At 61.6% G+C, this 25,911-nt stretch carries 21 protein-coding genes and 1 tRNA gene; 13 read left to right on the top strand and 9 right to left on the bottom strand.

Features of this window, described 5'->3' with window-relative positions; translation table 11 throughout:
* The first annotated feature begins 85 nt into the window (after positions 1-85).
* Positions 86-289 carry a hypothetical protein gene (locus Q0K02_RS00590; protein WP_294483984.1) on the top strand — a complete coding sequence of 68 codons (204 nt, stop codon included), beginning with the start codon at positions 86-88 and terminating at the stop codon, positions 287-289.
* Positions 290-372: 83 nt separating this feature from the next.
* On the opposite strand, the gene Q0K02_RS00585 is transcribed toward Q0K02_RS00590, so the two are convergent.
* Positions 373-448, bottom strand: a tRNA-Val gene (locus Q0K02_RS00585).
* A gap of 472 nt (positions 449-920) precedes the next feature.
* On the opposite strand from Q0K02_RS00585, the gene trkA reads away from it, so the two are divergent.
* From trkA to Q0K02_RS00525, 12 genes are all read left to right on the top strand, one after another.
* Entirely contained in the window at positions 921-2,330 is a 1,410-nt protein-coding gene (gene trkA / locus Q0K02_RS00580) for a Trk system potassium transporter TrkA (protein WP_294483982.1), read from the top strand.
* Complete coding sequence (locus Q0K02_RS00575; protein ID WP_294483981.1) at positions 2,327-3,799, top strand: potassium transporter TrkG; 1,473 nt, start codon at positions 2,327-2,329, stop codon at positions 3,797-3,799. Before trkA ends, Q0K02_RS00575 begins: the two co-directional genes overlap by 4 nt.
* Positions 3,800-4,312: 513 nt before the next feature.
* Complete coding sequence (gene hutW, locus Q0K02_RS00570) at positions 4,313-5,743, top strand: heme anaerobic degradation radical SAM methyltransferase ChuW/HutW (protein ID WP_294483979.1); 1,431 nt, start codon at positions 4,313-4,315, stop codon at positions 5,741-5,743.
* 146 nt (positions 5,744-5,889) lie between these two features.
* Entirely contained in the window at positions 5,890-8,085 is a 2,196-nt protein-coding gene (locus Q0K02_RS00565) for a TonB-dependent receptor (protein WP_294483976.1), read from the top strand.
* A 94-nt stretch (positions 8,086-8,179) separates the two neighbouring features.
* On the top strand, positions 8,180-8,722 hold the full coding sequence (locus Q0K02_RS00560; protein WP_294483974.1) for an MptD family putative ECF transporter S component: 543 nt from the start codon (positions 8,180-8,182) through the stop codon (positions 8,720-8,722).
* Between the two features lie 58 nt (positions 8,723-8,780).
* Positions 8,781-9,554, top strand: coding sequence for an energy-coupling factor transporter transmembrane component T (locus Q0K02_RS00555; RefSeq protein ID WP_294483972.1), 774 nt, complete (start codon positions 8,781-8,783; stop codon positions 9,552-9,554).
* Between the two features lie 30 nt (positions 9,555-9,584).
* Positions 9,585-11,054 (top strand): ABC transporter ATP-binding protein, encoded by a 1,470-nt coding sequence (locus tag Q0K02_RS00550; RefSeq protein WP_294483970.1) that lies wholly within the window; start codon positions 9,585-9,587, stop codon positions 11,052-11,054.
* The gene (gene hutX, locus Q0K02_RS00545) at positions 11,051-11,569 is read left to right on the top strand and encodes a heme utilization cystosolic carrier protein HutX (protein WP_294483968.1); all 519 of its coding nucleotides are present in this window, start codon (positions 11,051-11,053) and stop codon (positions 11,567-11,569) included. Before Q0K02_RS00550 ends, hutX begins: the two co-directional genes overlap by 4 nt.
* 99 nt (positions 11,570-11,668) lie before the next feature.
* A complete protein-coding gene (locus Q0K02_RS00540) occupies positions 11,669-12,178 on the top strand; it encodes a flavodoxin family protein (RefSeq protein ID WP_294483966.1) in 510 nt (169 codons plus the stop codon).
* 129 nt (positions 12,179-12,307) lie between these two features.
* Complete coding sequence (locus Q0K02_RS00535) at positions 12,308-12,937, top strand: MotA/TolQ/ExbB proton channel family protein (RefSeq protein WP_294483965.1); 630 nt, start codon at positions 12,308-12,310, stop codon at positions 12,935-12,937.
* Positions 12,927-13,322 carry a biopolymer transporter ExbD gene (locus Q0K02_RS00530; RefSeq protein WP_294483963.1) on the top strand — a complete coding sequence of 132 codons (396 nt, stop codon included), beginning with the start codon at positions 12,927-12,929 and terminating at the stop codon, positions 13,320-13,322. The genes Q0K02_RS00535 and Q0K02_RS00530 overlap by 11 nt, the downstream gene beginning before the upstream one ends.
* A gap of 61 nt (positions 13,323-13,383) precedes the next feature.
* Entirely contained in the window at positions 13,384-14,196 is an 813-nt protein-coding gene (locus Q0K02_RS00525; RefSeq protein WP_294483960.1) for a TonB family protein, read from the top strand.
* A 175-nt stretch (positions 14,197-14,371) separates the two neighbouring features.
* On the opposite strand, the gene Q0K02_RS00520 is transcribed toward Q0K02_RS00525, so the two are convergent.
* From Q0K02_RS00520 to Q0K02_RS00485, 8 genes are all read right to left on the bottom strand, one after another.
* Entirely contained in the window at positions 14,372-14,929 is a 558-nt protein-coding gene (locus tag Q0K02_RS00520; RefSeq protein WP_294483958.1) for a metal-dependent transcriptional regulator, read from the bottom strand.
* Between the two features lie 15 nt (positions 14,930-14,944).
* Positions 14,945-16,339: an MATE family efflux transporter gene (locus tag Q0K02_RS00515; protein ID WP_294483956.1), complete on the bottom strand. Its 1,395-nt coding sequence runs from the start codon at positions 16,337-16,339 to the stop codon at positions 14,945-14,947.
* A gap of 89 nt (positions 16,340-16,428) precedes the next feature.
* Positions 16,429-17,838, bottom strand: a complete 1,410-nt coding sequence (locus Q0K02_RS00510) for a replication-associated recombination protein A (protein ID WP_294483954.1) — start codon at positions 17,836-17,838, stop codon at positions 16,429-16,431.
* A 220-nt stretch (positions 17,839-18,058) separates the two neighbouring features.
* Positions 18,059-19,747 carry an L-lactate permease gene (locus Q0K02_RS00505; RefSeq protein ID WP_294483952.1) on the bottom strand — a complete coding sequence of 563 codons (1,689 nt, stop codon included), beginning with the start codon at positions 19,745-19,747 and terminating at the stop codon, positions 18,059-18,061.
* A gap of 314 nt (positions 19,748-20,061) precedes the next feature.
* On the bottom strand, positions 20,062-22,212 hold the full coding sequence (gene ldhH, locus Q0K02_RS00500; protein WP_294483950.1) for an L-lactate dehydrogenase (quinone) large subunit LdhH: 2,151 nt from the start codon (positions 22,210-22,212) through the stop codon (positions 20,062-20,064).
* Between the two features lie 3 nt (positions 22,213-22,215).
* A complete protein-coding gene (locus Q0K02_RS00495) occupies positions 22,216-22,842 on the bottom strand; it encodes a lactate utilization protein (RefSeq protein ID WP_294483949.1) in 627 nt (208 codons plus the stop codon).
* An 82-nt stretch (positions 22,843-22,924) separates the two neighbouring features.
* Positions 22,925-24,235 carry a (Fe-S)-binding protein gene (locus tag Q0K02_RS00490; protein ID WP_294483947.1) on the bottom strand — a complete coding sequence of 437 codons (1,311 nt, stop codon included), beginning with the start codon at positions 24,233-24,235 and terminating at the stop codon, positions 22,925-22,927.
* 2 nt (positions 24,236-24,237) lie between these two features.
* Positions 24,238-25,623: an FAD-linked oxidase C-terminal domain-containing protein gene (locus Q0K02_RS00485; RefSeq protein WP_294483945.1), complete on the bottom strand. Its 1,386-nt coding sequence runs from the start codon at positions 25,621-25,623 to the stop codon at positions 24,238-24,240.
* Positions 25,624-25,911: the final 288 nt, after the last annotated feature.

The raw sequence follows: 25,911 nt of genomic DNA, 5'->3' as shown, positions 1-25,911 counted from the left end.
GTTGAGAAGGGCGTGCGGGTGTGATATCGGGGAGGCATGGAGCGTCCGCGTGTTGTGCGGAAGGCGCGGCAAAGGAGAAATTGTTATGGCGACGAATACCATTTTTCCCCAGGACAAGAAGTGCGGAGCCTGCCGTTGGTGGGAAGGCAGGCGCGTTCCCGAGATTCACGTGTTCAAGGGCGTGGTCAGAATCCGCTGCGATTCGGCCCCGGCCTACTGCCCCATACGCAAGATGAAGATGCTCTCCGGCGGTTCCTGCCTGCGCTTCAGCAAGTGGGAAAAGCTCTGATGCCGCAGGCCTGAGGGCATTGATCGCTTGTTAAAAAAGAAAAGCCATGCAAACACACGGCTTTTCTTCGGAACGTCAAATGCTGGTGGGCGGTAAGGGACTCGAACCCCTGACAGTCGGTGTGTAAGACCGATACTCTACCAACTGAGCTAACCGCCCCCGCCGTTTTTTCTAGGGGAAGTGCCCTGTTCTGTCAAGCAAGGGATGTCCCGGCGGGGCGGGGCGTTCAGCGCAACATGAGGGCGGATGCCTCGGAAAGGCCGGGGGGTATCCGTCCGGAAAGGCTGCCGGACGCACGTTGCCGGAGTCTGACGTATGCTGCCGGTCACGACTCTGAATGGGAAGAGCCCAACCTGCTGCTTTTCAACAGACGGAGGAAAACATTCTCTTTTTTCTGTTCAACAGGTTGCCGAATGATGATGAATTATGCTTGTAAAAAGTTTTCTGCATGACTGCTGCACAGGCATGCAATATGATGACATGTGTTTTATTTTTTGTTTATGAAGGAAATACATGCATGATTGCAGGAAGACAAGTGTTCGGTAAGACACGTTGAAAAATATGGTCATGATGGTATGTTTCATGCACGTATGGCATAGGTCTTCATCAGCCACCTTTACATGGGGTAGTCATGTTTTTTAAGGAAAAATCTGCGCCTTCCTCCGGGCGAATCGTCATCATCGGCGCAGGAGAAGTCGGCTTTCATACGACAAGACGGCTTGCCGAGGAACAGCGGCAGGTCATTGTCATCGACCATGACGAAGAGCAGCTGCGCAAGATACAGGAAGCGTTTGACGTGCAGACGCTGACGGGCTCGGGGGCCAGCCCGCAGGTGCTGCGGGACGCCGGAATAGACAAGGCCGAGCTGGTTCTTGCGGTGACGAACTCCGACGAGGTGAACATCATGGCCTGCATGTTCGCCAGAGAGCTGGCGCCTCAGGCCACACGCGTGGCCCGCGTGCGCAATCCCGACTATCATCTTCTGCCGGGCTTTCTGGAAAAAAGTCTCGGGCTCAGCCTTCTGGTCAATCCCGAAGAGGAAATCGTCCGGTCCATATCCCGCCTCATCACCATGCCCGGTTCCGTGGAATATCACGAATTCGCCAATCGCCGCATCCGCATGACGGGCATGAAGGTGGACAGAGGCCCCCTCATCGATCTGCCGCTTTTCCGCTTCCGTGAGGTGATGCAGGAAGAGCGCGTCATGATAGGCGCGATTTACCGGGAGAACAGGCTCATCATTCCTTCCGGTTCCGATGTCATACGGCAGGGCGACATCGTTCATTTCATCTACGAGCCTGCGGCGCTTCCTTCCATACTCCGCGCGCTGGAGCAGAAGCGCCGTCCCGTGCGCAGCGTGTGCATTTACGGCGCAGGACTCATCGGAACGGCGCTTGCGAGAAGACTGGAGTCGATGAACGTGCAGGTCTGCCTGATCGCCGGCAATGCCGGGGAGTGCGAAAAGCTTTCCTCCAGTCTCGGATCTACGCTGATTCTGCACGGCGACGCCAGAGACCGCAGTCTTCTTGAAGAAGAGAGGATAGGCGAGATGGACGCCTTTGTCGCCGTTTCCGAGAACGAGGAGTCCAATATTCTTTCCTGCATGCTGGCCAAGAAGCTCGGCGCCGGGCTGGCGGTGGCCAGCATCAACAAGGCCGAATATCTGCCGCTGGTGGAAACCGTGGGCATCGATCATATCGTGAGCCCGCGCATAGCCACCGTGAGCAGCATTCTGCATTACATCCGGCACGGCAACGTGCTGGCCTCGGTGGCGGTGAGCAATGAAGCCGCCGAAACCATGGAAGTCTTCGTCGAGCAGAATTCCGCGCTCTGCGGCCGGCGTCTGCGCGACATCTGCCTGCCCAAGGGCGTGCTCTTCCTCGCCGTCGTTCAGGGGGACAATGTGTTCATCCCCAAGGGCGACACGGTCATTCAGTCGGACGCCCGCGTGCTGATTCTGGCGGAAAAGCAGCACATTGCGGAACTGGAGCGCATCCTTGGCGATGCGGAGGCCTCCGAGTGCGGAGGCTCGGATCTATGACGCTCTGGAATATCATCTACCTTGTCGGCATCATGATCGCCTGCGTCGGCGTCATGCAGATCCTTCCTCTGGCTCTTTCCGCAGGCTTCGGCGACGGGCACGCGGTTTCTCTTGCGCTGACCTGCGCGGCGTCCGTGCTGTTCGGCCTTCTTCTGGTGCGCGCAGGGAGCAGAAAACGCCGCACCATACTCAGCAACAGCGAGGCGCTGGCCTGCGTGGGCCTGTGCTGGATAGCCGCCACCTGCGCCGGAGCGCTTCCCTATGTGTCCACGGGATTCATGACCCCCGTGGACGCCTGGTTTGAATCCGTTTCAGGCTTTACCACGACGGGGTCTTCCATTCTTTCCGATATCGAGGCCCTGCCGCAGAGTCTGCTGTTCTGGCGCAGTCTCACGCAGTGGTGCGGCGGCATGGGCATCATCGTGCTGTCTCTGGCCGTGCTTCCGCATCTCGGCGTCGGCGGCATGCAGCTCTACCGGGCCGAAGTGCCCGGCCCCACGCCGGACAAGCTGGCTCCCCGGATTCAGGATACCGCCAAGATTCTGTGGAGCGGCTACTGCGTTCTTACCGCCGTCATGGTCGTGTGCCTGATGATGGCGGGAATGAATGTTCTTGACGCGGTCAATCATGCCTTTGCCACGCTGGCCACGGGAGGATTTTCTACGAAGAATGCTTCGGCGGCGGCGTTTTCCCCGGCCGTTCAGTGGATCATCATTGTCTTCATGTTTCTGGCCGGAATCAACTTTACTCTGCATTTTCGTTTTATTTCGGGAAGGTGGAACGCCTACGGCAAAAGCGAGGAGTGCCGTTTCTTCGTGCTGCTCTGCACTGTGCTTACGCTGCTTACCGCAGGCTTTCTGTATGCGGAGAACAGCGCCTCCGTGCAGTCTTTTTCCGATGCGGAAAAACTGCTGCGCGGCGCGATGTTCCAGATAGTTTCCCTCATCACCAGCACCGGTTTCGTCAGTGAGAACTACAGTCTGTGGCCTCTCGGCACGATGCCGATGCTGCTGTTTGCCGTTTTCGTCGGCGGATGCGTGGGCTCCACCGCCGGCGGATTCAAAATCATGCGCATCATGGTTCTGGGAAAGGTGCTGCGCCGTGAGTTCTTTTCCATGCTGCATCCGCGCGGGGTGTACACCATCAAATTTCAGGACAGGCCTCTTTCGGAAAAGATCATCTCCGGCAGCGGCGTCTTCTTCGTTACCTACATGCTCATGCTGTTTCTGTGTACGGGCCTGCTTCTTTGCTGGAACATCGACTTTTTGACGAGCTTTTCCGCCGTGCTGACGTGCCTTTCCAATGCCGGACCGGGGTTTGGCCGTGTGGGAGCCGTGGACAACTTCGGATGGATGCCGCAGGCCGTCAAAATGATTCTTTCCTTCTGCATGCTTGCGGGGCGTCTGGAATTTTACGCGCTTCTGATTCTGCTTCATCCCTCGCTCTGGCGAAAGCCGGGAGGGCTGTAAGCCGCGCTGACGCCGGGTGCGACGTTTTTGCCGGAGTGCTGCGGACAGACAGAACACAGGCCGGAGCAGGAGGAGAAGTCCTGTTCCGGCTTTTTGGCAGGCGGGGAAGGAAGGCGATGCCTCGCTGGCGTTGGGCCGCCCGGAACATGCCGTAACGTCTTTTCATGGCCGTGGACGGGATGAGGCCAGGGCCGGGTCCGGCACAGGTGCGCGCAGTCGGAAAGCTTCGCAGCGCGGCGTTTCAGAACGTCGCAAGCTCGGTCGCGGATCGAAAGGTCGGCGGCCTTTTGTCTTTGTGGGCCGTGTTCGTTTTTCGTGAAAATCGTCAATAAAAACGAATGGATTTTTCCTCCGGTCCGCATGTTTTCCTCAAGGGAAAGCTGCGGGCACAGCCTGAAGGCAAAGAGAAAATTGCGTTTTTAAGTTGACATTGAATTTCAATTTCTTTATTGCTCAGAAAAAGTTTGATGAGTATAACTTTTGCCCAGCGGCAAAACGTTGAGAGAGGATTTCATGAGCGCCGCCATAGAACGGTTTGATCGGGAACGGATTGATTCCGAAGAGCCTCGCCTGAACGGCGCGGCGTTTTCCGCTCCGCAGTCGGACGACTGGAGCGTGGAGAAGTATTTTGCAAGAGAGGATGCGGATCCTCTCTCCCGCGCGTTTGACGGCAAGATAGCCGTGCATCCCGGCGTGGGCGGAAGGCTGGTTGCGCCGCAGGAGCGGGAGGCGCGTCTTGAGGCGCTGCTCGACGAGCCCCGCCGGGGCGACAGCGTGGCGTACATTCATGTGCCGTTCTGCGAAACGCACTGTCTGTACTGCGGCTTCTACAACCGGGGCTATTCCCGGGAGGAGAGCGCGCGTTACGTGGACGCTCTTGTTCGGGAGCTTCGGCTCTGGGAGGGGCGCGCGGCGCAGAGTCAGGGGCCGGTGCATGCCGTGTACTTGGGCGGCGGCACGCCCACGGCGCTGGAGAGCGGCGATCTTGAACGTCTGCTCAGGGCCGTGCGCGGGCATCTGCCGCTTGCCAACGACTGCGAGATCACCGTGGAAGGGCGGCTGCACAACTTCGGTCCGGAAAAAATGGAAGCCTGTCTTGCGGGAGGCGCGAATCGTTTTTCGCTCGGCGTGCAGAGCTTCAATACGAAGATACGGCAGACCATGGGGCGTCTGGCCCCGCGGGAAGAGGTGTTCCGCAGGCTGGAGCGCCTGAAGAGCTACAATCAGGCCGCCGTGATCGTGGATCTCATTTTCGGCTTTCCCATGCAGAGCATGGAAGTGTGGCTGGACGACATTGCCGCCGCCTGTTCCGCCGGGCTCGACGGCATGGACTGCTATCAGCTCAACGTGTACGACCGGACGCCGCTCGGCCGGGCCATACGGGAAGGCAAACTTCCTCCCGCAGCGGACATTCCGCAGCAGGCGGCCATGTTCGCCGCGGCCGTGGATGTTCTGGAAAAGGCGTTTTACCGTCGGCTCTCGCTCACGCACTGGGCGCGCACCAGCCGGGAGCGCAACCTGTACAATCTCAAGGTGAAGGGCAGCGCGAACTGTCTGGCCTTCGGGCCGGGCGCGGGAGGGAATCTCGCGGGCTGGTTCTACATGAATGAGAGCCGGTACCAGACGTGGCTGGACGCGGTGAGCGCCGGACAAAAGCCCGTGGCGACGCTGGTTCGGCCGGACGCTCACTTTTACTTTTTTCGCGCCGTGGCTGCGGCCCTGGAACAGGGCTGGATGGATCTCGCCGACATGGAGAACACGTTCAGGCTGCCGCTCCGAACATGGCTGGAGCCGCTTCTGGAGCAGTGGGGCCGCGCCGGACTGGTGGAGCTTCGCGGGGAAAAGATGGTGCTCACGCTTGCCGGGCAGTTCTGGCAGGTGAACATTTCTCAGCTCATGCAGGATTTTCTCAAGCACGAGCTGGAGAAGGCAACGAAACACTGATATCTGGCGCCCCTGCCGGAAAGGGCAGGACAGGGGCGCGGGTTCCGGCAGAGGGCGCGGCCACGGCAGTCCGTGCATGCGCTTGGGCCGGGAACCTGAGGAACAGAGCGCGGATTTAAAAGGCCGCGCAACGAAAGGAAGGGATGATGAAGAAGACGACAATGACCTGGACGGCGTTTTCGACCGTGCTGCTTGCCTGTGCGCTGCTTCCGGCCCCGCTGGCCCTGGCGGAAGAGACCGTGAAGGCGGGCGACGTGTACGTGACCGCGACGCGTGTGGAGAAGGAACTGCAGCAGGTGCCCATGAGCGTGACGGTGATGACCGCCGAGGATGTGCGCAGATCCGGCGCGCGCACCGTGGGCGAACTGCTGGAGGACGTGCCCGGCGTGCAGGTGCAGAACGACGGCTCGCAGGGCCTGAAGCGCATTTCCATTCGCGGCGAGGACGCCTTCCGCACGCTGGTGCTCATCGACGGGCAGAAGATTTCCGAGCACAAGTCCATGTCCGGCTCGCCCATGCTCATCGACGCCTCGCGCATTGAACGCATCGAGGTCATCAAGGGACCGGCGTCGGTGCTGTACGGTTCCGACGCCATCGGCGGCGTGGTGAACATCATTACGAAGAAGGGCGGCGAAAAGCCCGTGGAAGGCGAGGTGTGGACCGGATTCAGCGGCGCGTCCCGGGGCTTTTCCGAGGGGATGGCCGTGCGCGGCAATCTGGACGGCTTCAAGTACAGCCTGTCCGGCTCGCATTCCGATCAGGGAAACATCCACACGCCCGAAGGCGAGCTGGACAACACGAATTTCCGCCAGACCGACGCGTCCGCCTTCCTGAGCTACGACTTTTCCGAACATTTCACCGTGGGCGCGGGGCTCGACTACTACAAGGGCGCGTTCAATTCCACGTCCATGAAGGACAACGGCAACGGCAACCGTTTCTTCGTCCGTGTTCCCAAGTGGGCGCGCACCAAGTACTACCTGTTTGCGGAAGGGAAGGACATCAGCGAATACCTGGCCCGCGTGCGCTTCGACGCCTACTATCAGAAGAACGAAAAGGACATGCGCAACTATGTGGGGCAGGCGAGCGGGCCCGGCAGCACCAGCATGAACGGCAGACCCGTTTCCTACGCCTCCGCCGACGTGGTCATGGACAACTTTGCGCACAACATCATCCGCAGCCGCGGCATCTCGCTGCAGACGGACTGGCAGCTCGGCGCGGATCACTATCTCATCGCCGGGTATGAGCTGAACTACGACAGGCTCAATTCCGACGGCAGAACCTATCTGAACAACCGCATTTCCATGTCCCCGGTCATGAGCATTCTCATCAACAAGACCACGGACAAATACTACGACGGCAATCAGCTCAATCAGTCGCTGTTCGCCTCCATGGAAAGTCAGCTGCCCTGGAATCTGGCGCTCACCTACGGCGTGCGCTGGACGCATGTGCGCACCGAGCTGACGCGCGGCGAAGAAGTTTCCAATCCCTACACCGGCACGATGCAGATGGGCGGCATGAAGCGGCCCATGTTCGACTATTCCGGCGCGGTGGAAAAGCGCGCGCTCGGCGACGACACGAATTCCCGCCCCGTGTTCAATGTGGGACTCGTGTGGACGGGCATTGAGGATCTGGCGCTGCGCGCAAGCTGGGCGCAGGGCTTCCGCGTGCCGAACCTGACGGAAAAATACATCGGCACGGCCATGGGCGGCGGCACCATTTACGGCAATCCGAATCTGGATCCTGAAACGTCCAACAACTTTGAAATCGGCGCCCGCTACAATCACGGCGCGCTGGATCTCGATCTTGCCTTCTTCTATTCCATTGCCGACAACTACATAGCCTCCGTGCCGGTGAGTTCCGGCAGCAGCGTCTATACCTACACCAACGTGGCCGACGCCACCACCTTCGGTTCGGAACTTGCGGCAGGCTATCGTTTTTCCACCCCGTTCGGCGACGTGACCCCCTACGCCTCGCTGACCTGGATGCGCCGTCAGTACGACGACGGCAACGGCTGGAAAACCTACGATACCGCCACTCCCGAGTGGGTGGGCCGATACGGCGTCCGCTACGCGAAGGCTCTGGCCGAAGACCTGGATTTTCGCGCCGACGTGTACGGCCGCAGCCAGTCCGCCACGGTGTATCGCTCCTCCTCCGGCAGCAGCAACTACGATCTCGGCGGTTTCACCACGGCCAACATTGCCCTCGGCTTCGACTTCGGCCCGGAAAAGCAGTTTTCGCTGCTCACCGAGGTGCTGAACATCTTCGACAAGCGTTATCAGTACAATACGGCCATTCTTGAACCCGGTCTTCACGCCAACGTGAAGCTGAGCTACCGGTTCTGATGAATACCCTGCCGCGCCGCCCGTTTCGGAGAAAAAGCGGACGGCGCGGCAGCCTTGCCTTGTTTCGTTTTCCGGTCGGAGGTCTGGAAATTTCATGACTCGATTTTTTTCCCGATGGAGCGCGCAGGAACTTGTGGTCGTCGGCGTGTTCGCCGCGGCGTCCAAGGTGTCCACGCTGCTGATAGCGCTTGCGGGCGGCGGCATGAATCCCGTCAGTCTCGCGGGCAAGAATCTTGTGTTCACCACGCTGCTTGTGGTCATGCTCTGCAAGGTGCGCAGGCCGGGCACGCTGATGCTGTTCACCGTCATCAACATGCTCGTCAGCATGCTGCTGCTCGGCGCCAGCGTCACGCTGCTGCCGCCCATGCTGATCGGCGCGCTGGCGGGCGAGGCGGCCATGTGGCCGGGCAGAGACAAGGCGGGCGCAGGCAACGCCGTGCTCGGCGCGGCCGTGTTCGATGCCATGGGCAAGGCACTTTCCCTCGGCGTTTCCTGGCTGTTCATGCGCGAGAATCCGGCCATGATGGTCATGGTGATTCCCTTTGTCGCCATCGGCTATCTGGGCTCGGTGGGAGGACTTTTTTCCGGCGTGAAGGCCGTCAGGGAGCTGCGTCATGCGGGCATCATTCGTCAGTAGGAGGGCGGGCGTCGCGGAAGGCGAAGGCTTCGCGCCCGCCTCGCAAGGGGCGTCGGCCATGAAACTGGAACGTTTTTTGCCGGATGAGCAGGGGGCCCCGCAGAGCGGGTTCGACGTGCGCGCCCGCATGGTCGTCACGCTGCTGGCGTCTGCGGCGACGATTGTCGTCGGCTCCTTCGAGGGGCAGGCGGTGCTGTTTGCCGCATCGCTGTCCTACGCGTTGTCCGTGCGCCGTTTTCGCGCGCTGGCCGTGGCCTATGCGGCCCTCGCGCTCATGATGGGCATTGCCGCCGCATGTTCGTGGGGCGTGTCCCGCGCCGTTTCCGGCATGCCGTTTTCTCCGGAAAGCCTTGTGGTGCCTTTTATGCGCAGCGCGGTCATGCTGAACGTGGTACTGCCTCTGGCGCTCGCTTCACGCATTCAGGCGCTGCTCACCGCGTTGAAGGGGCTGCGCCTGCCGTTCTGCGTGTATCTGCCGGGCGCGGTGATGATCCGTTTCATTCCCACGTTCATGAACGACGTTCGTCAGGTGGCCGAAACGCTGAAGATTCGCGGATGCAGCCTCGGCCCGGGAGAAATGTTCCGGCATCCGTTCATGATGCTGCGTCTTCTGCTGGCGCCGCTGCTCTTCCGCTCCCTGCGCACGTCCGAGGAACTGGGCATTGCCGCCGAGCTCAAGGGGCTTGAGGCGGGCGGGCGCTTTGTGCCTTTCCGACGCCCACAGTGGTCTGCGCGCGACACCGCACTGGTTGTTCTGGCCGTGGCCGTCGTTGCGGCGGCCCTGTACTGTCACGCGCGCTGGGGAAGCGCCTCGTCGCCCGCCATGCACTGAACCGGCGGCCGCAAGTTTGGAGATGACGGCATGATATGCTTTGAAAATGTTACCTACACCTATCCGTTTTCCGACAGGCCCGCCGTGCGCGACGTCAGTTTCCGCGTGCGCCCGGGGGAACTCGTGCTGGTTTCCGGGCCGAGCGGATGCGGCAAGAGCACGCTCATGCGCCTGGCCAACGGTCTGTGCCCCGGCTGCTTCCGGGGCGAGATGAAGGGGCGGGTGCTGGTGAACGGCCGCAGTACCGGCGAGACGCCCGTCCGGGAGATTTCCCGCAGCGTGGGCACGCTTTTTCAGGATCCGGAACAGCAGTTTTTTGCGCTCGGCGTGGAGGACGAGCTTGCCTTCGTTCACGAATGGCGGGGCCTGCCCGCCGAAGCGACCCGGGAAAAGGTGCGGCGCGCGGCGGAATCCTTCGGTCTTTGCGGCGTGCTGCATCAGGCCGTGCATGAGCTTTCCGAGGGGCAGAAGCAGAAGGTGGGGCTTGCCTCCATACTTTCCCAGGAGCCGAAGGCCCTTGCGCTCGATGAGCCTTCGGCCAATCTTGATCCCGAATCCACGGCGGAGCTGGCGCGGAAGCTGCGCACGCTCAAGGAAAGCGGCATGGCCGTGCTGGTGGTCGATCATCGTCTCTACTGGCTCGAAGGCGTGGCCGACCGCGTGCTGATCATGAAGAACGGCGAGATCTGCGCCATGGGCAACTTCGCCCTGCTTGAGGATGAAGGACTCCGGCGCGGCTGCGGACTGCGCGAGTGCCGTGTGGAGGATATGCGCGCCCAGCTGCCGGAAGAGTCCGCGCCCGCCGACGCCGGACTGCGCGCGGAAGGGCTTTTTTTTGCCTACCGGGGGAGCAGGCCTCTGTTTGACGGCGTGTCCTTTTCTCTCGGGCCCGGCGTGACGGCCGTCATCGGCGACAACGGCGCGGGAAAAACCACGCTGGCCCGTCTGCTGACGGGGCTGAACAAGGCGCAGTCGGGGCGCTTTTTCCTGCACGGCCGGGAACTTTCTTCCGGGGAGCTTCTGCGCCGGGCGAGCATCGTGCTGCAGAACGCCGATCATCAGCTGCACATGAGAACCGTGGCCGAGGAGATTGCCGTCAGTCTTCGCCTTGCCGAACGGCAAAGGCGCGCATCCGGCGGCGGGAATGCAGCGCCGGAAGTATCAGCATCGGAACTGCTGGAGCTTTTCGGACTTTCCGCGCTGGCGGAAAGGCATCCGCAGTCGCTCTCCGGCGGGGAAAAGCAGCGCCTTGTCATTGCCTGCGCCCTGGCCAAGAGTCCCGAGGTGCTCATTCTCGACGAGCCGACCAGCGGCCTTGACGGCGGCAACATGCAGCGCATTGCCCGGGCGCTGGACGCTCTTGCGGAAAAGGGCGTCTGCGTGCTGGTGATTACCCACGATCTTGAACTTATGAAACGTTCCTGTTCACGCGCGCTTCGTCTGCCGTTTCGCCCTTCCGGGGAAGCGGCGCGCGCCGATCAGGCGAAGGAGGCATTATGAAGGACGAGCGCGCATCATCGAATCTGGCCGAGAGCTTGGCGGCCGCCCTTGAACAGCGGAAGCCGTGGATGCTTTCCTCGCTGGCCGGGATGTTCAACGTCACGGAAAAGCAGGCGGCGCAGGCGTTGCCCGAAGGCATGTGCGCCTTTGCCTCCGGCGGGGATTTTGCCGGCATATGGGAGGCGCTCGGCGAGTGGGAAAAGGCGACGTTCATCGTGCAGCACGAAGGGCACGTGTTTGAAGTTTCCGGGCGCATTCCTGCGGGCTCGCCGGGAAACGGATACTGCAATCTTGCCGCAGGCGAAGCCCTCGGCGGGCACATCAGGGCCGATCTCATTGCGGACATCGCCTTTCTTTCCCTGCCCTTCATGGGACTGGAGAGCCATTCCGTGCAGTTTTTCGACGGGCGGGGAGGCGTGGCGTTTGCCGTGTACGCGGGGAGGGAACATCACCGTATTCTGCCCTCGGTGCGCGCGGCGTTCTTTGCGCTTCGCCGGAAAATGACCGGCGTGTGACCGCCGTTTGGGAGCGCGGTTTTACGTCCGGCGTTGCTGCGCGCAGCGGTCTGGCGGCGTCAATGTTTGAAAATGAAAACTATTGTCAGGAGAATGATGATGAAAACGCTTGTGGTGTATTCCTCGCGAACCGGAAACACGAAAAAGGTGGCGCAGGCCATGGCCGGGGTCATGCCCGGATGTGAGCTTCTTCCCGTGGAGGAAGCGCCTTCGTCCGTGGATCAGTACGACGTGGTGGCCGTGGGCTACTGGGTGGACAGGGGCATGCCCGACGCCGCAACCCGCGCCTGGCTCGAAGGCGTGCGCAACGCCAGACTGGCCTTTTTCGGCACGCTGGGCGCGTGGCCCGATTCCGATCACGCGAGGGAGTGCATGGCGCGCGGCGAAGCGCTGGCGCTGGAGCCCGCGCGCGGCAACGTCGTGCTCGGTTCCTGGCTCTGTCAGGGTAGGGTGGATCCGAAGGTGCTGGAAATCATGGCCCGCATGGCGGGCGACGTGCACCCCATGACCGAGGAGCGGAAGGCGCGCATTGCGGAGGCGGCCAGACATCCCGACGACGAGGACTGCCGCCGCGCGCAGGCGTTCATCCGCCGTTTTCTGGAACGGTAGCGTTTTCCCGCTCCGGAGGCGGGGCGGAGCTGAAGCAACATTCAACAAGGCCGCGAAGCTGCGGGAGCGGGCCGGACGCCTGATCCGGACGCCTTTTCCCGCAGGCTTCGGTCAGGGAAGGACAAGGAGATGAACTGGTCGGAAATATACGACGCCATAGGCCCGGCGGGCGTGGTGCTTGCGGCGGTGGCGTGCGCGGGCGTGTACCTTGCCATTAAAAGCTACGCGTTTTTGTTTTTTGTCTGGAGGGATTTTCGCCGCACCTTTCCCGAGCTGGAAAACGAGGAGCGGAGCGGAGAGTGCATGAGCTACGAGGGCGACAATCCGCTCATCTGCATCGTGCGCGACATCGTGCAGACGCATTCCGGCCATTCGGAAGACATCCGGGCGGAAATCGCCTATCTCTTCCATCGCAATTTCGAGCAGCTCACCCGCGAGATATGCTATTTGCGGCTGATTTCCGTGCTGTCGCCGCTTCTGGGGCTGCTCGGCACCATTCTCGGCATGGTCACGGTGTTTCAGACCATCGGGGAGAACGCAGCCCCCGACACGGCCATGCTGGCCAACGGTATATGGGAGGCACTCATAACCACCATCATGGGGCTGTGCGTGGCCATACCCGCGCTCATGGTCTATTATTTCCTGATGCTGCGTTTCAAGGGCTTTCATATCGAGGTGGTGGAATACAGCTATCGGGCGCTGGACTTCTGCCAGAAGCGAAAGGGCGGCAGGCCCCGCGGAGAGGACGATGATGTTTAATTTCGGTCTGGACGACGAGCCGAGCATTGATCTGACGCCGCTCATCGACACCATTTTCATGCTGCTCATTTTTTTCATCATGACGACCACCTTCAGCCGCCCCGTGCTGGACATTCTGCTCCCGGCTTCCGGCGAGGCCGAGGCGTCCGACAACAGGCGCGAGCAGGTGATTTCCATCAAAGCCGACGGCTCGCTGCATTACGAAGGCCGCCGGATAGAAAAGGACGAGCTTGACGCCGTGCTTTCGGAGCGGCCGGAAGCGCTGCTCAATCTGTACGTGGATCAAAAGGCTCCGTTCGAGGCTTTTGTGAGCGTCGTGGATCGGGCCAAGGTGAAGAAGGGAGGCCATTTTGTCATCAGCACCAGACCGGCGGAAGGCCGGTAGTTATAAGACCTGTCCTCTGCGGTCGCCCTTCGGCGCAACGCAACTGCGCCGAAGTCGCCACGTGGCGGCCGCGGGCATGTGCGGCGTGATGTCGTTCACCATGCTCAGCGTGTTTTCGCTGCTGGCGGAACAGACGTTGACGCTGCCCCCGGTGCAGGCGGGCGGAACGGCTCTCGTGCATGCGCAGTTCCGGACGCTTGTTCCGGCTCCGGCCCCGCAGACGGAAGTGAAAAGACTGCTGGCCGAGGACTCGCCGTTTGAGATTCCTGAACCGGCAGCGCCGGAAAAGAAGGTGGAGCCTGAGGTTGCGCCTGAACCGAAGGTTGCGGCCACGCCGAAGCCTGCGCCGAAACCTGAACCGGAGCCGGAGGCGAAGATGGAGCCGAAGCCGGAAAGAAGGGCGAAGCCTGCACCTGCACGAAAGCCCGCAAAAGCCGAAGCGGTGAAAACTCCGCAGCCGAAGGCGGTGCAGCAGGGAACGGTCGATAGGGGCGCGGCGCAGGGGGCTTCCGACGCGGCGGGAACTGCGCTGGTGCCGGGAAAGGCGGCGGCGTCCATGCCCGGCGCGGCGGGCAGCGCCAAGGTCGAGCCGGACAAAAGCGCGGCGCTTGCCGTGCTGCTTCAGGCCGTGGAGCGGCACAAGCAGTACCCGCGGCAGGGGCGTCGCTCCGGCGCGGAGGGCACGTGTCGGCTTCTGGTGCATGTGGCGTCGGACGGCCGCGTGAGTGCGTGTTCGCTGTCGGAAGGTTCGGGAAAAGCCGTGCTCGACGCCGCGGCAAAGCGGCTGGGCGAAAAGCTGGTGGGGCTTTCCGTGGCACAGACGGGCGGATTTCAGGTGCTGATTCCGGTGCATTACCGTCTGACGGACGGGTAGCGCTGATGGCGCGGCAAGGCTGTGCCGAGCCTTGCCGAGAACTCGCCGATGCCTGCGCTGATTCGCTCCGTCGCCCCGCCGGGCGCGAGGTGCGCGTCCGCCTGAGGCTGCCCCTCCATGCCGCAGCAAAGAAAATGTTGCGGCGTCGATGTGCCGCACCCCTGCAGAGACGTGCCTACCGGTATTTTCGGGCGAGCTCTCTGGCTTCTTCCTGGTTGTCGAGTGCGCCCATGTTGTGAAAGGTCTCATTCATGGCTCCGACCAGCGAGGCGCGTTCTTTGCGGTAGTCTTCCTGCCAGTTCTTCCAGAAGTCCCGGCCGCGCAGGTAGAGCACGAACTGTCCCCAGCGGCGGATGACGTCCGGCGGCACCACGTGTTCGAGCTCGCAGGCTACGGCGTCGGCTTCGGATTCCTCAATCTGCAGCACCTGAAGGAAAAACTCCCGGAAAATGATGTGCCGGTGCGCAATGTCGCGCCCGATGCCGCGTCCCGCTTCCGTGAGATGGATGAGTCCGTAGGGCTGGTAGTCCACAAGGCCCAGCGACTTGAGCACCTTGAGCATGGTGGTCACGGTGGAACGGCTCACCCCGGCGGCGTCGGCTATGGCGCTCACGCGCGCCGCGCCCTCGCGGGCTTCTTCCAGAAAGATGATTTCAAGATAGTTTTCCAGCGCGGGAGAAAGCGCTTTGTGTTCCGTCGGTGCGGACGGCGGACTGTTGAGCTGTTCCGGCATGGCTCCTCCGTGTTTTCAGGCAGTTTGACGTTTCCGCAGGCCGTATTCAAGCCATTTCTTTCCGTAAAAGATGCGCAGCGTCCAGAGAAAGGCCGCCGTTTGCGTGGCCGCTCCGGCGGCGTACACGCCGCCTGCGCCCAGATGAAGGCCGAGTCCCATGACCAGGGAAAGGGGAATGCCTACAACCCAGCATGTGGCGGCCCCGACCCGGCAGGACAGAATGGTGGCTCCCGCTCCGGAGAAAAGCGCGTTCATCATGCCCGTCATGCCCGTGAGCGGCACGTAGAGGCAGGCGAAGAAGAGGAACAGCGAGGCCTGTTCCAGCACGGCGGCGTTGTCGGAAAAAAGCGCCGCCGCCTGATCGCGCAGCAGCCAGAGCGCAAGCGAAGGCGGCACGAGCGCGAGCCCGAGCCTGAGCACGGCACGGCGTCCGAACAGGTACAGTCCGGTTCTCTCTCCGCTTCCCAGAAGATGCCCGCTCACGATGACCATGGACATGTGCAGCGCGCCCAGCGGAAACAGCAGCATGGCGTGAACGCGTCCGCCCACGCTCATGCCGGCCAGGGCGTCGGTGCTGTCGGGCAGAAGGCCGACGATGGCAAGCGTGGTCAGGCTGCCGAGATGGGTGATGATCTGCCCCGCCGCGGCGGGCATGCCCACCCGGAAAAGATACGGCATGGCGCGCCGGTTCCAGCGCCACGGCGCAAAGGTGCGGCGATGAAGAAGGCCGTAGCGGGCCGCCAGCGCAAGATTGCTCAAAAGCCCGAGCACGGCGCAGGCAAAGGTGGTCCAGGCTATGCCCGCCGCGCCGAAGGCCGGAAGAGAAAAGCGTCCGAGCCCGAAGCCGAGATCGCCGAACAGATTGGCCAGCGTCATGAAGAGAATCGTGAGCAGCGGAAAGAGCACCTTCTTGTAGGCCCGGAAAATGGAATTCACCATGACGAGCACGTAGTAGAAGGGAAGCTGGCAGCAGTAGGCGGTGAAAAACACGGAGAGCACGGGCCGCAAATCGTCGGAAATGCCCATGAGATGAAAAATGACCGGCCGGCAGAGCAGGGCGAGGGCGGCCACCAGCGTGCCCATGCCTGCGGAAAGCATGATGATGAGCCCGGCGTAGCGATTGGCGCGGAGCGGAAGTCCAGCGCCGAGCGACTGGCTTACCGTGGCCATGCAGCCGCTCGCCACGAGCGAGGTGAGCAGCATGAGCAGGGAGAATATCTGCGCCACCACGCCGATGGAGGCCTGCGCTTCCGGACTGATCTTTCCCGCCGTCCACACGTCGGTCATGGAAATGGCCAGATGGCAGAACATGAGACCCATCTGCGGAAGCGTGAGTCGGATCAGTTCGGAACGCGACGGAAGTTTGCGGCTCGGCGTCATCCGTCGGTCGTCGCAAGGCGGCGTGGACAAGAAAAACTCCCTGGCTGAAGGTGCGGCGGCTTTGTTCAGGCTAGGGGGAATGGTATGATTTGTCAAATAAAGTTTTATGAGTAAAACTTTTATGAACCTTCCGAGAAAGAAACATCCTCGCTGCGTTTCTTGCTCCTTGCCCTGCGCGCGCTGCTTTTTGTTTCCTCCGGCGCGGGCGGATTCGCCTCGTGGGCCTTCTTCCAGGCCTTGATGTTTTCCAGGCGCTGACGACAGCGGGCCTCCAGTCCCTGATCGGTGGGCGCGTAGTAGGTTCTGCCGCGCAGGGAATCGGGCAGGCAGTGCATGTTCGTCAGCTTTTCTTCGGCGTGATGCGCGTACTGATAGCCCTTGCCGTAGTCGAGGTCCTTCATGAGTCTGGTGGGGGCATTGCGAAGCTGCAGCGGCACGGGCTCGTCCAGCATGGAGAGCGCGTCCTTTTTGGCCCGGGTGTAGGCCACATAGAGACTGTTGGATTTCGGCGCGAGGGAAAGGTACACCACGGCCTGCGTGAGATGCACCGAGCATTCCGGCATGCCGATGAGGTGACAGGCCTGATAGGCGGAGATGGCGGCGTCCAGCGCGTGGGGATCGGCGAGGCCCACGTCTTCGCTGGCAAAGCGCGCGACGCGCCTCGCGATGTAGAGCGGATCTTCGCCGGCTTCCAGCATGCGGGCGAGCCAGTACACGGCGGCGTCCGGATCGGAATTGCGCATGGACTTGTGCAGCGCGGAAATCAGATTGTAGTGCTTCTCGCCCTTCTTGTCGTAGAGCAGCGACTTGCGGGAGGTGCAGGCTTCCAGCGTGTCCCTGGTGATGGTGATCACGCCGTTTTCATTTTCGGCGTTGAGCACGAGCATTTCCAGCGTGGAGAGGGCGGAGCGGGCGTCGCCGTTGGAAAAGGCGGCAATGACGTCCAGCATGTCGGGCGGCATGTCGATGGTCTGACGGCCGAAGCCTCTGGGATCGTGCAGGGCGCGCCTGAGCAGGGCCTTCATGTCTTCTTCGGAGAGCGGATGCAGCACGAACACCTTGCAGCGGGAAAGAAGCGCGCCGTTCACCTCGAAGGACGGATTTTCCGTGGTCGCGCCGATGAGCACGATGCTGCCCTTTTCCACGGAGGGCAGAAAGGCGTCCTGCTGCGCCTTGTTGAAGCGGTGTATTTCGTCCACGAAGAGCATGGTGCGCCGTCCGTACTGCCTGTCCTTTTCGGCCTGCTGCATGACGGCGCGTATTTCCTTGACGCCGCTGGTGACGGCGGAAAAGTCGATGAAGTTTGATTTCGTGTGCCCGGCGATGATGCGGGCCAGCGTGGTTTTGCCCACGCCCGGAGGCCCCCAGAAGATCATGGAGGATATCTGATCGGCTTCAATGAGCCTGCGCAGCACCTTGCCCTTGCCGAGAAGGTGCTCCTGACCGAAAAATTCCTCCAGCGTGCGCGGGCGCAGACGGGCGGCCAGCGGCTGAGAGGCGTCGGTATCGAAAAAGGAATGCTGTTCCATGCGTTCTCCTGACGGGCGGCGTCTGCGGGCGTCGACGGATTTCGGCGCGGCGCGCTGCCTGTGCGCGGCGGAAGGCGTTTTGATTTGCGGGACTGCATGCATCTTCGCGTCGTTGGCAAGGGTACTCCCAACGCTTCGGGGAGAAAAGAGCGGAAGCGGTGTCGCCGGACGCAAAAAAGGCCGCCCGAAGGCGGCCTTTTGGCGTAAAAGCGGAGCGAGCCTACATGAGGATGAAGGCTACGATGCCGACGGCGATGCCGTAGAGAACGAAGGGAATGACCGTGCGGCGCAGGATGTCGCCTTCCTTGCCGATGAGGCCGAGCACGGCGCAGGCAGCCACGATGTTGTGGATGCAGATCATGTTGCCCATGGCGCCGCCGACGCCCTGAGCGGCCACGATGACGAAGTGCTGGGGCACGGTGTAGCCGAGGGTTCTGGCCATATCCCACTGGAAGTTGGCGAAGAGCATGTCGGACACGGTGTTGGAACCGGTGATGAACGCGCCGAGGCCGCCGACGTAGGAGGCGAGGGCGGGCCATGCGCCGCCGGCGAGGTCGGCGAGGCACTGGGCGAGGGCCATGGGCATGGAGACGTGGTTGGTGGCTTCGCTGACGCCCGTGCCCTTGAAGATGGACACGAGGGCCACGGCGGCGAGCAGGGAGATGGTGGGGGCCTTCATTTTGGTGAAGGCGGTGGACCAGGCCTTGCTGACCTTGTTGCTGCCGATTTCATCGTTGCGCAGCATGCCGTGCAGGAAGATGGTGATGATGGAAACGAGGATGAAGGGAATGGTGCCGGGCAGGTTCATGATGGCGATGTAGGAGGTCACGCCTTCCTGACCGAGGATGTTGGAAGCGCCGATGTTGAACATGGGGTCGGTGACCAGGCCCTTCAGATGGAAGGCGGGCACGCGGGTGAGCACGAGGATGAGGCCGCAGAGCACGTAGGGCAGCCAGGCCATGAACTGGCTCATGTGTTCCTTGTATTCGGTCACGTCGGAGGGCTTGATTTCGCCGATCCAGGAAGGATCCCACTTGTCGTTGGAATCGAAGTCCCAGGTGCCTTCGGGCACGCAGATGCCCTTCTGGGTGAGCTTCACGAGCACGCCGAGGCCGATGATGCCGCCGAGCAGGGAGGGCAGTTCGGGACCGACGGCCCAGGCGAGGATGAAGTAGGGCACGCCGAAGCAGACGGAGGCGAGCAGGCAGTACTTCCAGGCGGCGAAGCCTTCGCTCCAGGACTTGTTCTTGCCGTAGTAGCGGGTCATGAAGCCCAGCAGGAAGATGGGCAGGATGAAGAGCATGGGCAGGTGCATGAGGGTGACGTATTCGCCGATGGTTTTGTACACCACGGCGGGATCGCCCACGCCGAGGGCGGTCATGGCGAGGCTTTCAATGGATTTGAAGCCCTGAAGCACGGGGGTGCCCACGGCGCCGAAGGTCACGGGAATGCTGTTGAAGGCGAGGCAGATGACGGCGGCGCAGAGGGGCGGGAAGCCGAGACCGAGCAGCAGCGGAGCGGCAAGAGCGGCGGGGGTGCCGAAGCCGGCCGCGCCTTCGATGAAGGCGGCGAACATGAAGCCGATGATGATGGTCTGCACGCGGCGGTCGGGGCTGATTTTCTTCATGCCGGCCTGGATGGTTTCCATGGCGCCGCTGTAGGTGAGCGTGTAGTAGATGAGCAGAGCACCGAAGACGATGATGAGCACGCCTGCGGCGGTGATGAAGCCTTCGAGGGTGAGAGCTATCACCCGGACGATGGGCAGCTGCCATACGATAATGGCGAGAACGGCGCCCGTGGCCCATGCCAGAGGCATGGCGCGCATGGACGACCAGCGCAGGCCGACCATGAGAACCAGCGCCACCAGAAGCGGTGCGACGGCGAACAATGCCAGCAGTTCAATGTTCATAGTGCTCTCCTCTATCTGTAAGAAGGTAAACGGGATTATGCAGGAAAAAGCGTGATGCCTGGGACCTGACAGCGTAATTTTGCGGCTCCGAAGGAGCGGAAAAAGGGTGTTTTGGATGCAAAGACGGAAGCCGCGCCGCGATGAACGCAGGCGGCCGCGACGCGATCCGTCGTCGGGAATATTTTGTTGGGTGTCCGCGCGGGGCTCTCCGGCGAAAGGGGGTTCTCGAGACCGCGCGTTGCGGAGGGAAGTTTCGTTCGGAGGCCGGCGGGGAAGAAGGCCCCGTCCCGGGGGACGGGGCCTCGAATGCAGGTTTACTTCATGTGACGGGCGAGCAGTTCGGAGAGATGCTCGACCTTGATGGGAGAATCATTGGCCGTAGCCACGCCGCGGATCTGCATGACGCAGCCGGGGCAGTCGGTGACCACGAGGGACGCGCCGGACTCTTCGCTGTTCTTCAGCTTCTTCTTGCCGATTTCGGCGGAGAGTTCGGGGAACTTCACGGAGAAGGTGCCGCCGAAGCCGCAGCACACGTCTTCTTCGGCTGCGGGCTTGTAGTCGGCAACCATCTTGATGAGCGCGCGGGGTTCTTCGGTGATGCCCATGTTGCGCATGTGGCAGGGCGAATGGTAGGTCACCTTTTCATCCGACTTCACGAAGTCGTCTTCACGCAGTCCGAGCTTGTTGTACACGAACGAGGTGAAGTCCATGACCTTGGAAGCGAAGATGTCGGTGCGGTAGTGGTCGGGGGTGTCCTTGAGCAGGTCGGGATAGGCGTGCTTGAGGTGACCGGCGCAGGACGCGCACAGGGTGATGATGGCGTCGTACTTGCCGGGCTCGAAGGCGTTCACGTTCTGCGAGCTCACCTGCAGGCTGGTTTCGCGCTGACCCATCATTTCGAGGGGCAGGCCGCAGCAGGTCTGCTTGAGGGGGAACTCCACATGCACGCCGTGTCTGTTGAGCAGGCGCACGGCGGCCACGAGCTGCTCGGGATAGACGAAGTCCTGCGCGCAGCCGGAGAAGATGGCCACGCGGAACTTGGGCTGGGCCGGATTGTTCACCACGCTCTTGAAGAGCTGGCGGAACGACTTGGGCGCCAGCGCGGGCAGCTGACGGAAGCTCTGATCGCCGCCCATGAGCACGGCGGGCAGATGACGGATGAACTTGCCGCCCTTCACGGTGAGGGGCTTCTGCGAGAACTTGATGAACTTGAGCAGGCTGTGGAAGCGGTCGCGGTCCTTCATGACCATGCTCATCACGGAACCGGCGGCGCTGTTGCCGTCGGCCTTGACGAGGCGGGAACGGATTTCCATGGTGATGCGCGGCAGATCGATGCCTGCGGAGCACACGTTCTTGCAGGATTCGCAGCCTATGCAGTTCTGAACCAGGGCGCGGGCCTTGTCTGCGCCGTGATACAGATAGGTGAGCGCGAGGCCCACGGCGCCGATGTACACGTAGCCCATCTTGTGGCCGCCGATGAGACGGTACACGGGGCAGACGTTGGCGCAGGCGCCGCAGCGCACGCAGCGCAGGATGTCCTTGAAGGCGGGATCCTGAGCGATCTTGAGACGGCCGTTGTCGAGGAAGACGATGTGCATTTCCTTGCGGCCGTCGGGACCGGCGGCGCATTCGTTGGCGCCGGCAATCCAGGTGATGTAGGAGGTGATGGCCTGCGCGGTGGCGTTTCTGGGCAGCACCTGCAGCACCTTGAGGGCGTCGGCAACGGTGGGAATGAGCTTTTCAAGACCGGCGAGCACCACATGCACGCGGGGCATGGTGGTCACGAGGCGCAGGTTGCCTTCGTTGGTCACGGTGCCGATGAGGCCGGCTTCGGCCACGGCGAAGTTGGCGCCGGAAATGCCCATGTCGGCCTTCACGTATTCGCTGCGCAGTTCCTTGCGGGCCACCTTCACGAGCTTCTGAATGTCTTCCCTGTCCTGCTGAACGTGGGTCACGTCGGTGAACAGGTCGGCCACCTGATAGCGCGAAAGGTGAATGGCGGGCATGACCATGTGGGAAGGCCCTTCATGGCGCAGCTGAATGATCCATTCGCCGAGGTCGGTTTCCACCACGCGGCAGCCTTCCTTTTCGAGGGCGTCGTTGAGGTGGATTTCTTCCGCCGTCATGGACTTGGACTTGATGATGTTGTGGCAGTTGTTTTCCTTGGCGATCTTGGCAATGATGCGGTTCGCTTCGGCGCCGGTGGAGGCGAGGTGCACGTGCACGCCGCGCTTTTCAGCTTCGGCCTTGAACTGGGCGAACAGCTCCATCATGTGCTGAGCGGCATTGTCCTTGATGTCGGCCACTTCCTTGATGAGACCGTCCACGTCCATGCCCGAAAAAATGCGGGTGCGGTTGGCCTTGTATTCGACGGCGAACTTGTCCAGCGTGGCGCGGAGGAACTTGTCGTCCAGCGCTTCCTGAATCTGACCGTGGTATTCCTTCATGTCTTTGGCGTCAGCCATAATTTAGTCCTCCAGCAGCACGATGTGAAGTTCGAGGGGGCCGTGCACGCCGAGGGCGCCCACGCGTTCAATGTCCGCCGTGCGGCTGGGGCCGGTGATGAAGGCCGTGTAGGACGCGCCGCCGCGGTTCACGAGGTCGAGCAGAAGATCGTTGGCGTCTTCAATCTTGTTGAGCAGGGTGGACTTGCGCACCAGCATGATGGAAACTTCGGCCACCATGGTGCCGAGACGAACTTCTTCGCGGTTGGAATTGACCACGCAGGTGACGGTGTCGGCCACGAGGCCGTCGGCCCAGGTGATGCTGGTGTCGAAGCCGCCCATGTGATCGCGCAGACCGGAACGGAGCAGATGGATGTCGGTTCCGGCGGCCTTTTCTTCCAGAACGGCGTATTCTTCGTCGGACAGTCCGGGAGCGGCGATAAAGCGGTCAAGAAGGGTGGGGAAGCCGTTTTCGCTCGCGGGGCCGTACTGTTCGCCTTCCACGGGCAGGAGCATTTCGCAGTGACGCTTCTTTTCAGTCACGTCCACGGCGTACTGCATGGCGTCCGCAAAGTCCTTGGCCTCGTAGAGAGTCACAGGAACAGAGGGAGCCTTGGCTTTCACCACTTCAACGAGTTGATCCTGAGTCATTGTTACTCCTTAGGCAGTTTCCGCCTGAATGTGCGGTAAAGACGGGAAGAGCGGCTCTATGGGGCCGCTCTCCCCGATAATGTCAGTCGGGCAGCGTTTCCGCGTAGATTTCAATGGGATGCTTGACCTGCACCTCATCCTTGTTCTGCGAGAGCATGTCGGAAATCTGCAGCATGCAGGCGGGGCAGCCGGTGGCCACCACGGACGCGCCGGAACGCACGATGTTGTCGCGCTTGCGCTGACCGATTTCTTTCGACAGGTCGTAGTGGAACAGGGTGAAGCTGCCGCCGCAGCCGCAGCAGCGGTCTGCCTCGGCCATTTCCACGAGCTCGTAGTTGGGATTCATGCGGATGAGCTTGCGGGGCTGTTCGGACACGCCGACGCTCTTCTTCAGGTGGCAGGAATCGTGGAAGGTCACGCGGGTGACGTCGCCGGGATGCCGTTCGCCGGGTTCCATCTGATCCACGTGGAGCACGTCCACGAGGAAGGCGTTGATGTCCATGACGCGGTCGGCCACGGCACGCACGGTCTTCTGCTGATCGGGCGAGAATTCCTGAATGAAGTAGGGCCACCATTCCTTGAGCGTGGCGGTGCAGGAGCCGCAGGGCGTGACCACGTAGTTGATGCCGCCGCCCACGAGTTCCCGGCCGATGACTTCAAGGTTCTTCCGGGTTTCCATGACGAAGCCCTTGCGGTCGCCGGAAGCGAGAGCGGGAATGCCGCAGCAGGTGAGCTTGGAGGGCATGACCACGCCCACGCCGTGATGCCTGAGCACCTTGAGGCAGGCTTCGCCGAGCTGGGTGTAGTACTTGTCGGCCATGCAGCCGGCGAAGAAGAGCACCTTGATGCCGATCTGCCCTTCGGTGTGCAGGTCGCCGTACTTGGCGTGCAGGGACTTCGCGGGCAGCTTTGCGATGTGGCGCGAACCCACGAGCTTGCTCAGAAGCGGCATGTCGTAGGTCTTGGCGCCCTGCTGACGCATGACCAGGCCCTGGAAGGGCGCGGCGGTGCGCATCATGGCGCTGAACAGCTGCGGATGGGTGAGCAGTTCGCGGAAGACGAGCTTCTTGATGGGGTTCAGGCCGCGGTAGTCCACGAGGGCCTGACGGGCCTCGACGAAGATTTCCATGATGGACACGCCGGAGGGGCAGTTGGCCTGGCAGGAACCGCACAGAAGGCAGCGGTTGAGGCGTTCCTCCACGGCGTCGGGGTCCTGAATCATCTTATGGGCGAGGTTGTCGAGCAGCGCAAGCTTGCCGCGGGTCACGTCGCCTTCCTTGTGAGTGACGCCGAACACCGGGCAGACAGCCTGGCACAGACCGCAGCGCATGCAGTCGGCCAGCTTGTCGTCCAGCTTCATCAATGTCTTGGCAAGACGGGAGATATCGCTCATGACTACATCCCCGTGATCTTGCAGGCGTTGAACAGGCCCTTGGGGTCAATGGCGCGGCGCATGCGCTGGGAGAAGAGAATGGTGCCCTTGCTGGTTTCCTTTTCCATCCACTTGGCCTTGGCGGTGCCGATGCCGTGCTCGCCGGACAGCGTGCCGCCGAGCTTGAGAGCCACGTCGAAGATTTCATCGACGGCGGCTTCCACGCGGGAGAATTCTTCCTTGTCGCGCTTGTCGCACAGAATGGTGGGATGCAGGTTGCCGTCGCCGGCGTGACCGAAGGTACCCATGTCCACCTTGTACTTGGCGGCGATTTCATTGAGATTCTTGATCATGGCAGGAATCTTGGAACGGGGCACGGTGGCGTCTTCCAGCACGCAGGTGGGACGGGCGCGGGCAAGCGCGGGCAGGGCGTTGCGGCGGGCGGCCCACAGCTTGTTCTTTTCTTCGGCGTCCTTGGGCAGATGAATGCCGGTGGCGTTGCACTTCTTGAGCACTTCTTCCACGATGGCGGCTTCGTCGGCCACCTGACCGGGATGACCGTCCACTTCGATGAGGAGCATGGCGGCGGCGTCCACGGGCAGGCCGATCTTCTGGTCGGCTTCCACATACTTCAGCGTGGCCTGATCGAGCAGTTCCAGAGTGCAGGGCACGACGTGGGCGGCGATCATGGCGGCCACGGCGTCGGCGGCGTCCTGCACGTCGGCGAATTCGGCGGTGATGGCGCGGGAGGCGCGGGGCGGCGGAACCAGCTTGAGAATGGCCTTGCTGATGACGCCCATGGTGCCTTCGGAACCGACCATGAGACCGGCCAGGTTGAAGCCGGTCACGCACTTCACGGTGCGGGAGCCGGTTTTCACCAGATTGCCTTCGTAGTCATAGAATTCCAGGCCCATGACGTAGTCCTTGGTGACGCCGTACTTGAGGCCGCGCAGACCGCCGGCGTTTTCGGCGATGTTGCCGGCCAGCGTGGACACGGACATGGAACCCGGATCGGGCGGATAGAAGAGGCCCTTCGCTTCCACGGCGGCGGCGAACTGGGCGGTGACCACGCCGGGCTGCACCACGGCGTACAGATCTTCGGTGTTGATTTCGAGGATCTTCTGGAGGCTGTTGGTGAGGATGACGGCGCTGTCCACGGTATCCGGCACGGTGCCGCCGGAAAGGTTGGAGCCTGCGCCGCGCACGGTGATGGCAAGACCCGCCTCATAGCACAGACGGACGACTTCGCCGATCTGCTCCGTCTGCGTGGGACGAAGAACCAGCGCCGGCACCTTGGGAGGCAGCACGGCGCTGTCGTAGGAATAGCACTGCCTGTCGGCTTCGCTGGTGAACACGTTTTCAGCGCCCAGCAGAGCACTCAGGTCTTTGACGAGATTGGGACTAATCATGACATACCCTCCCCGAAGGGTTATAAAAGTCAACGGACTAGATATAATTTTTACGCTACTAAGATAAAGGGAAAACCCCAACTAAGGCAAGGGGTTTTTGATATTAAAGACGAATCTTTTTCGTGTAGTTTTTTTCTCAAGACAACGTCATGAAAAAGATGTGATACCCCTTTGATATTATAAAAAATAAAAATTGCACAAAGTGCTTCTTCACAGTGAACGAAAAAAATTGAGGAGAAAAAATCAGAAAAGTGATTTTTGTCGGCTCCGGCGGAAAGTTCATTGTGA

It is taken from the genome of uncultured Mailhella sp. (assembly GCF_944324995.1).
GTDB lineage: Bacteria > Desulfobacterota > Desulfovibrionia > Desulfovibrionales > Desulfovibrionaceae > Mailhella.
The sequence above is the reverse complement of the archived record's forward strand: the minus strand, read 5'-3'. Positions and strand labels throughout refer to the sequence as shown.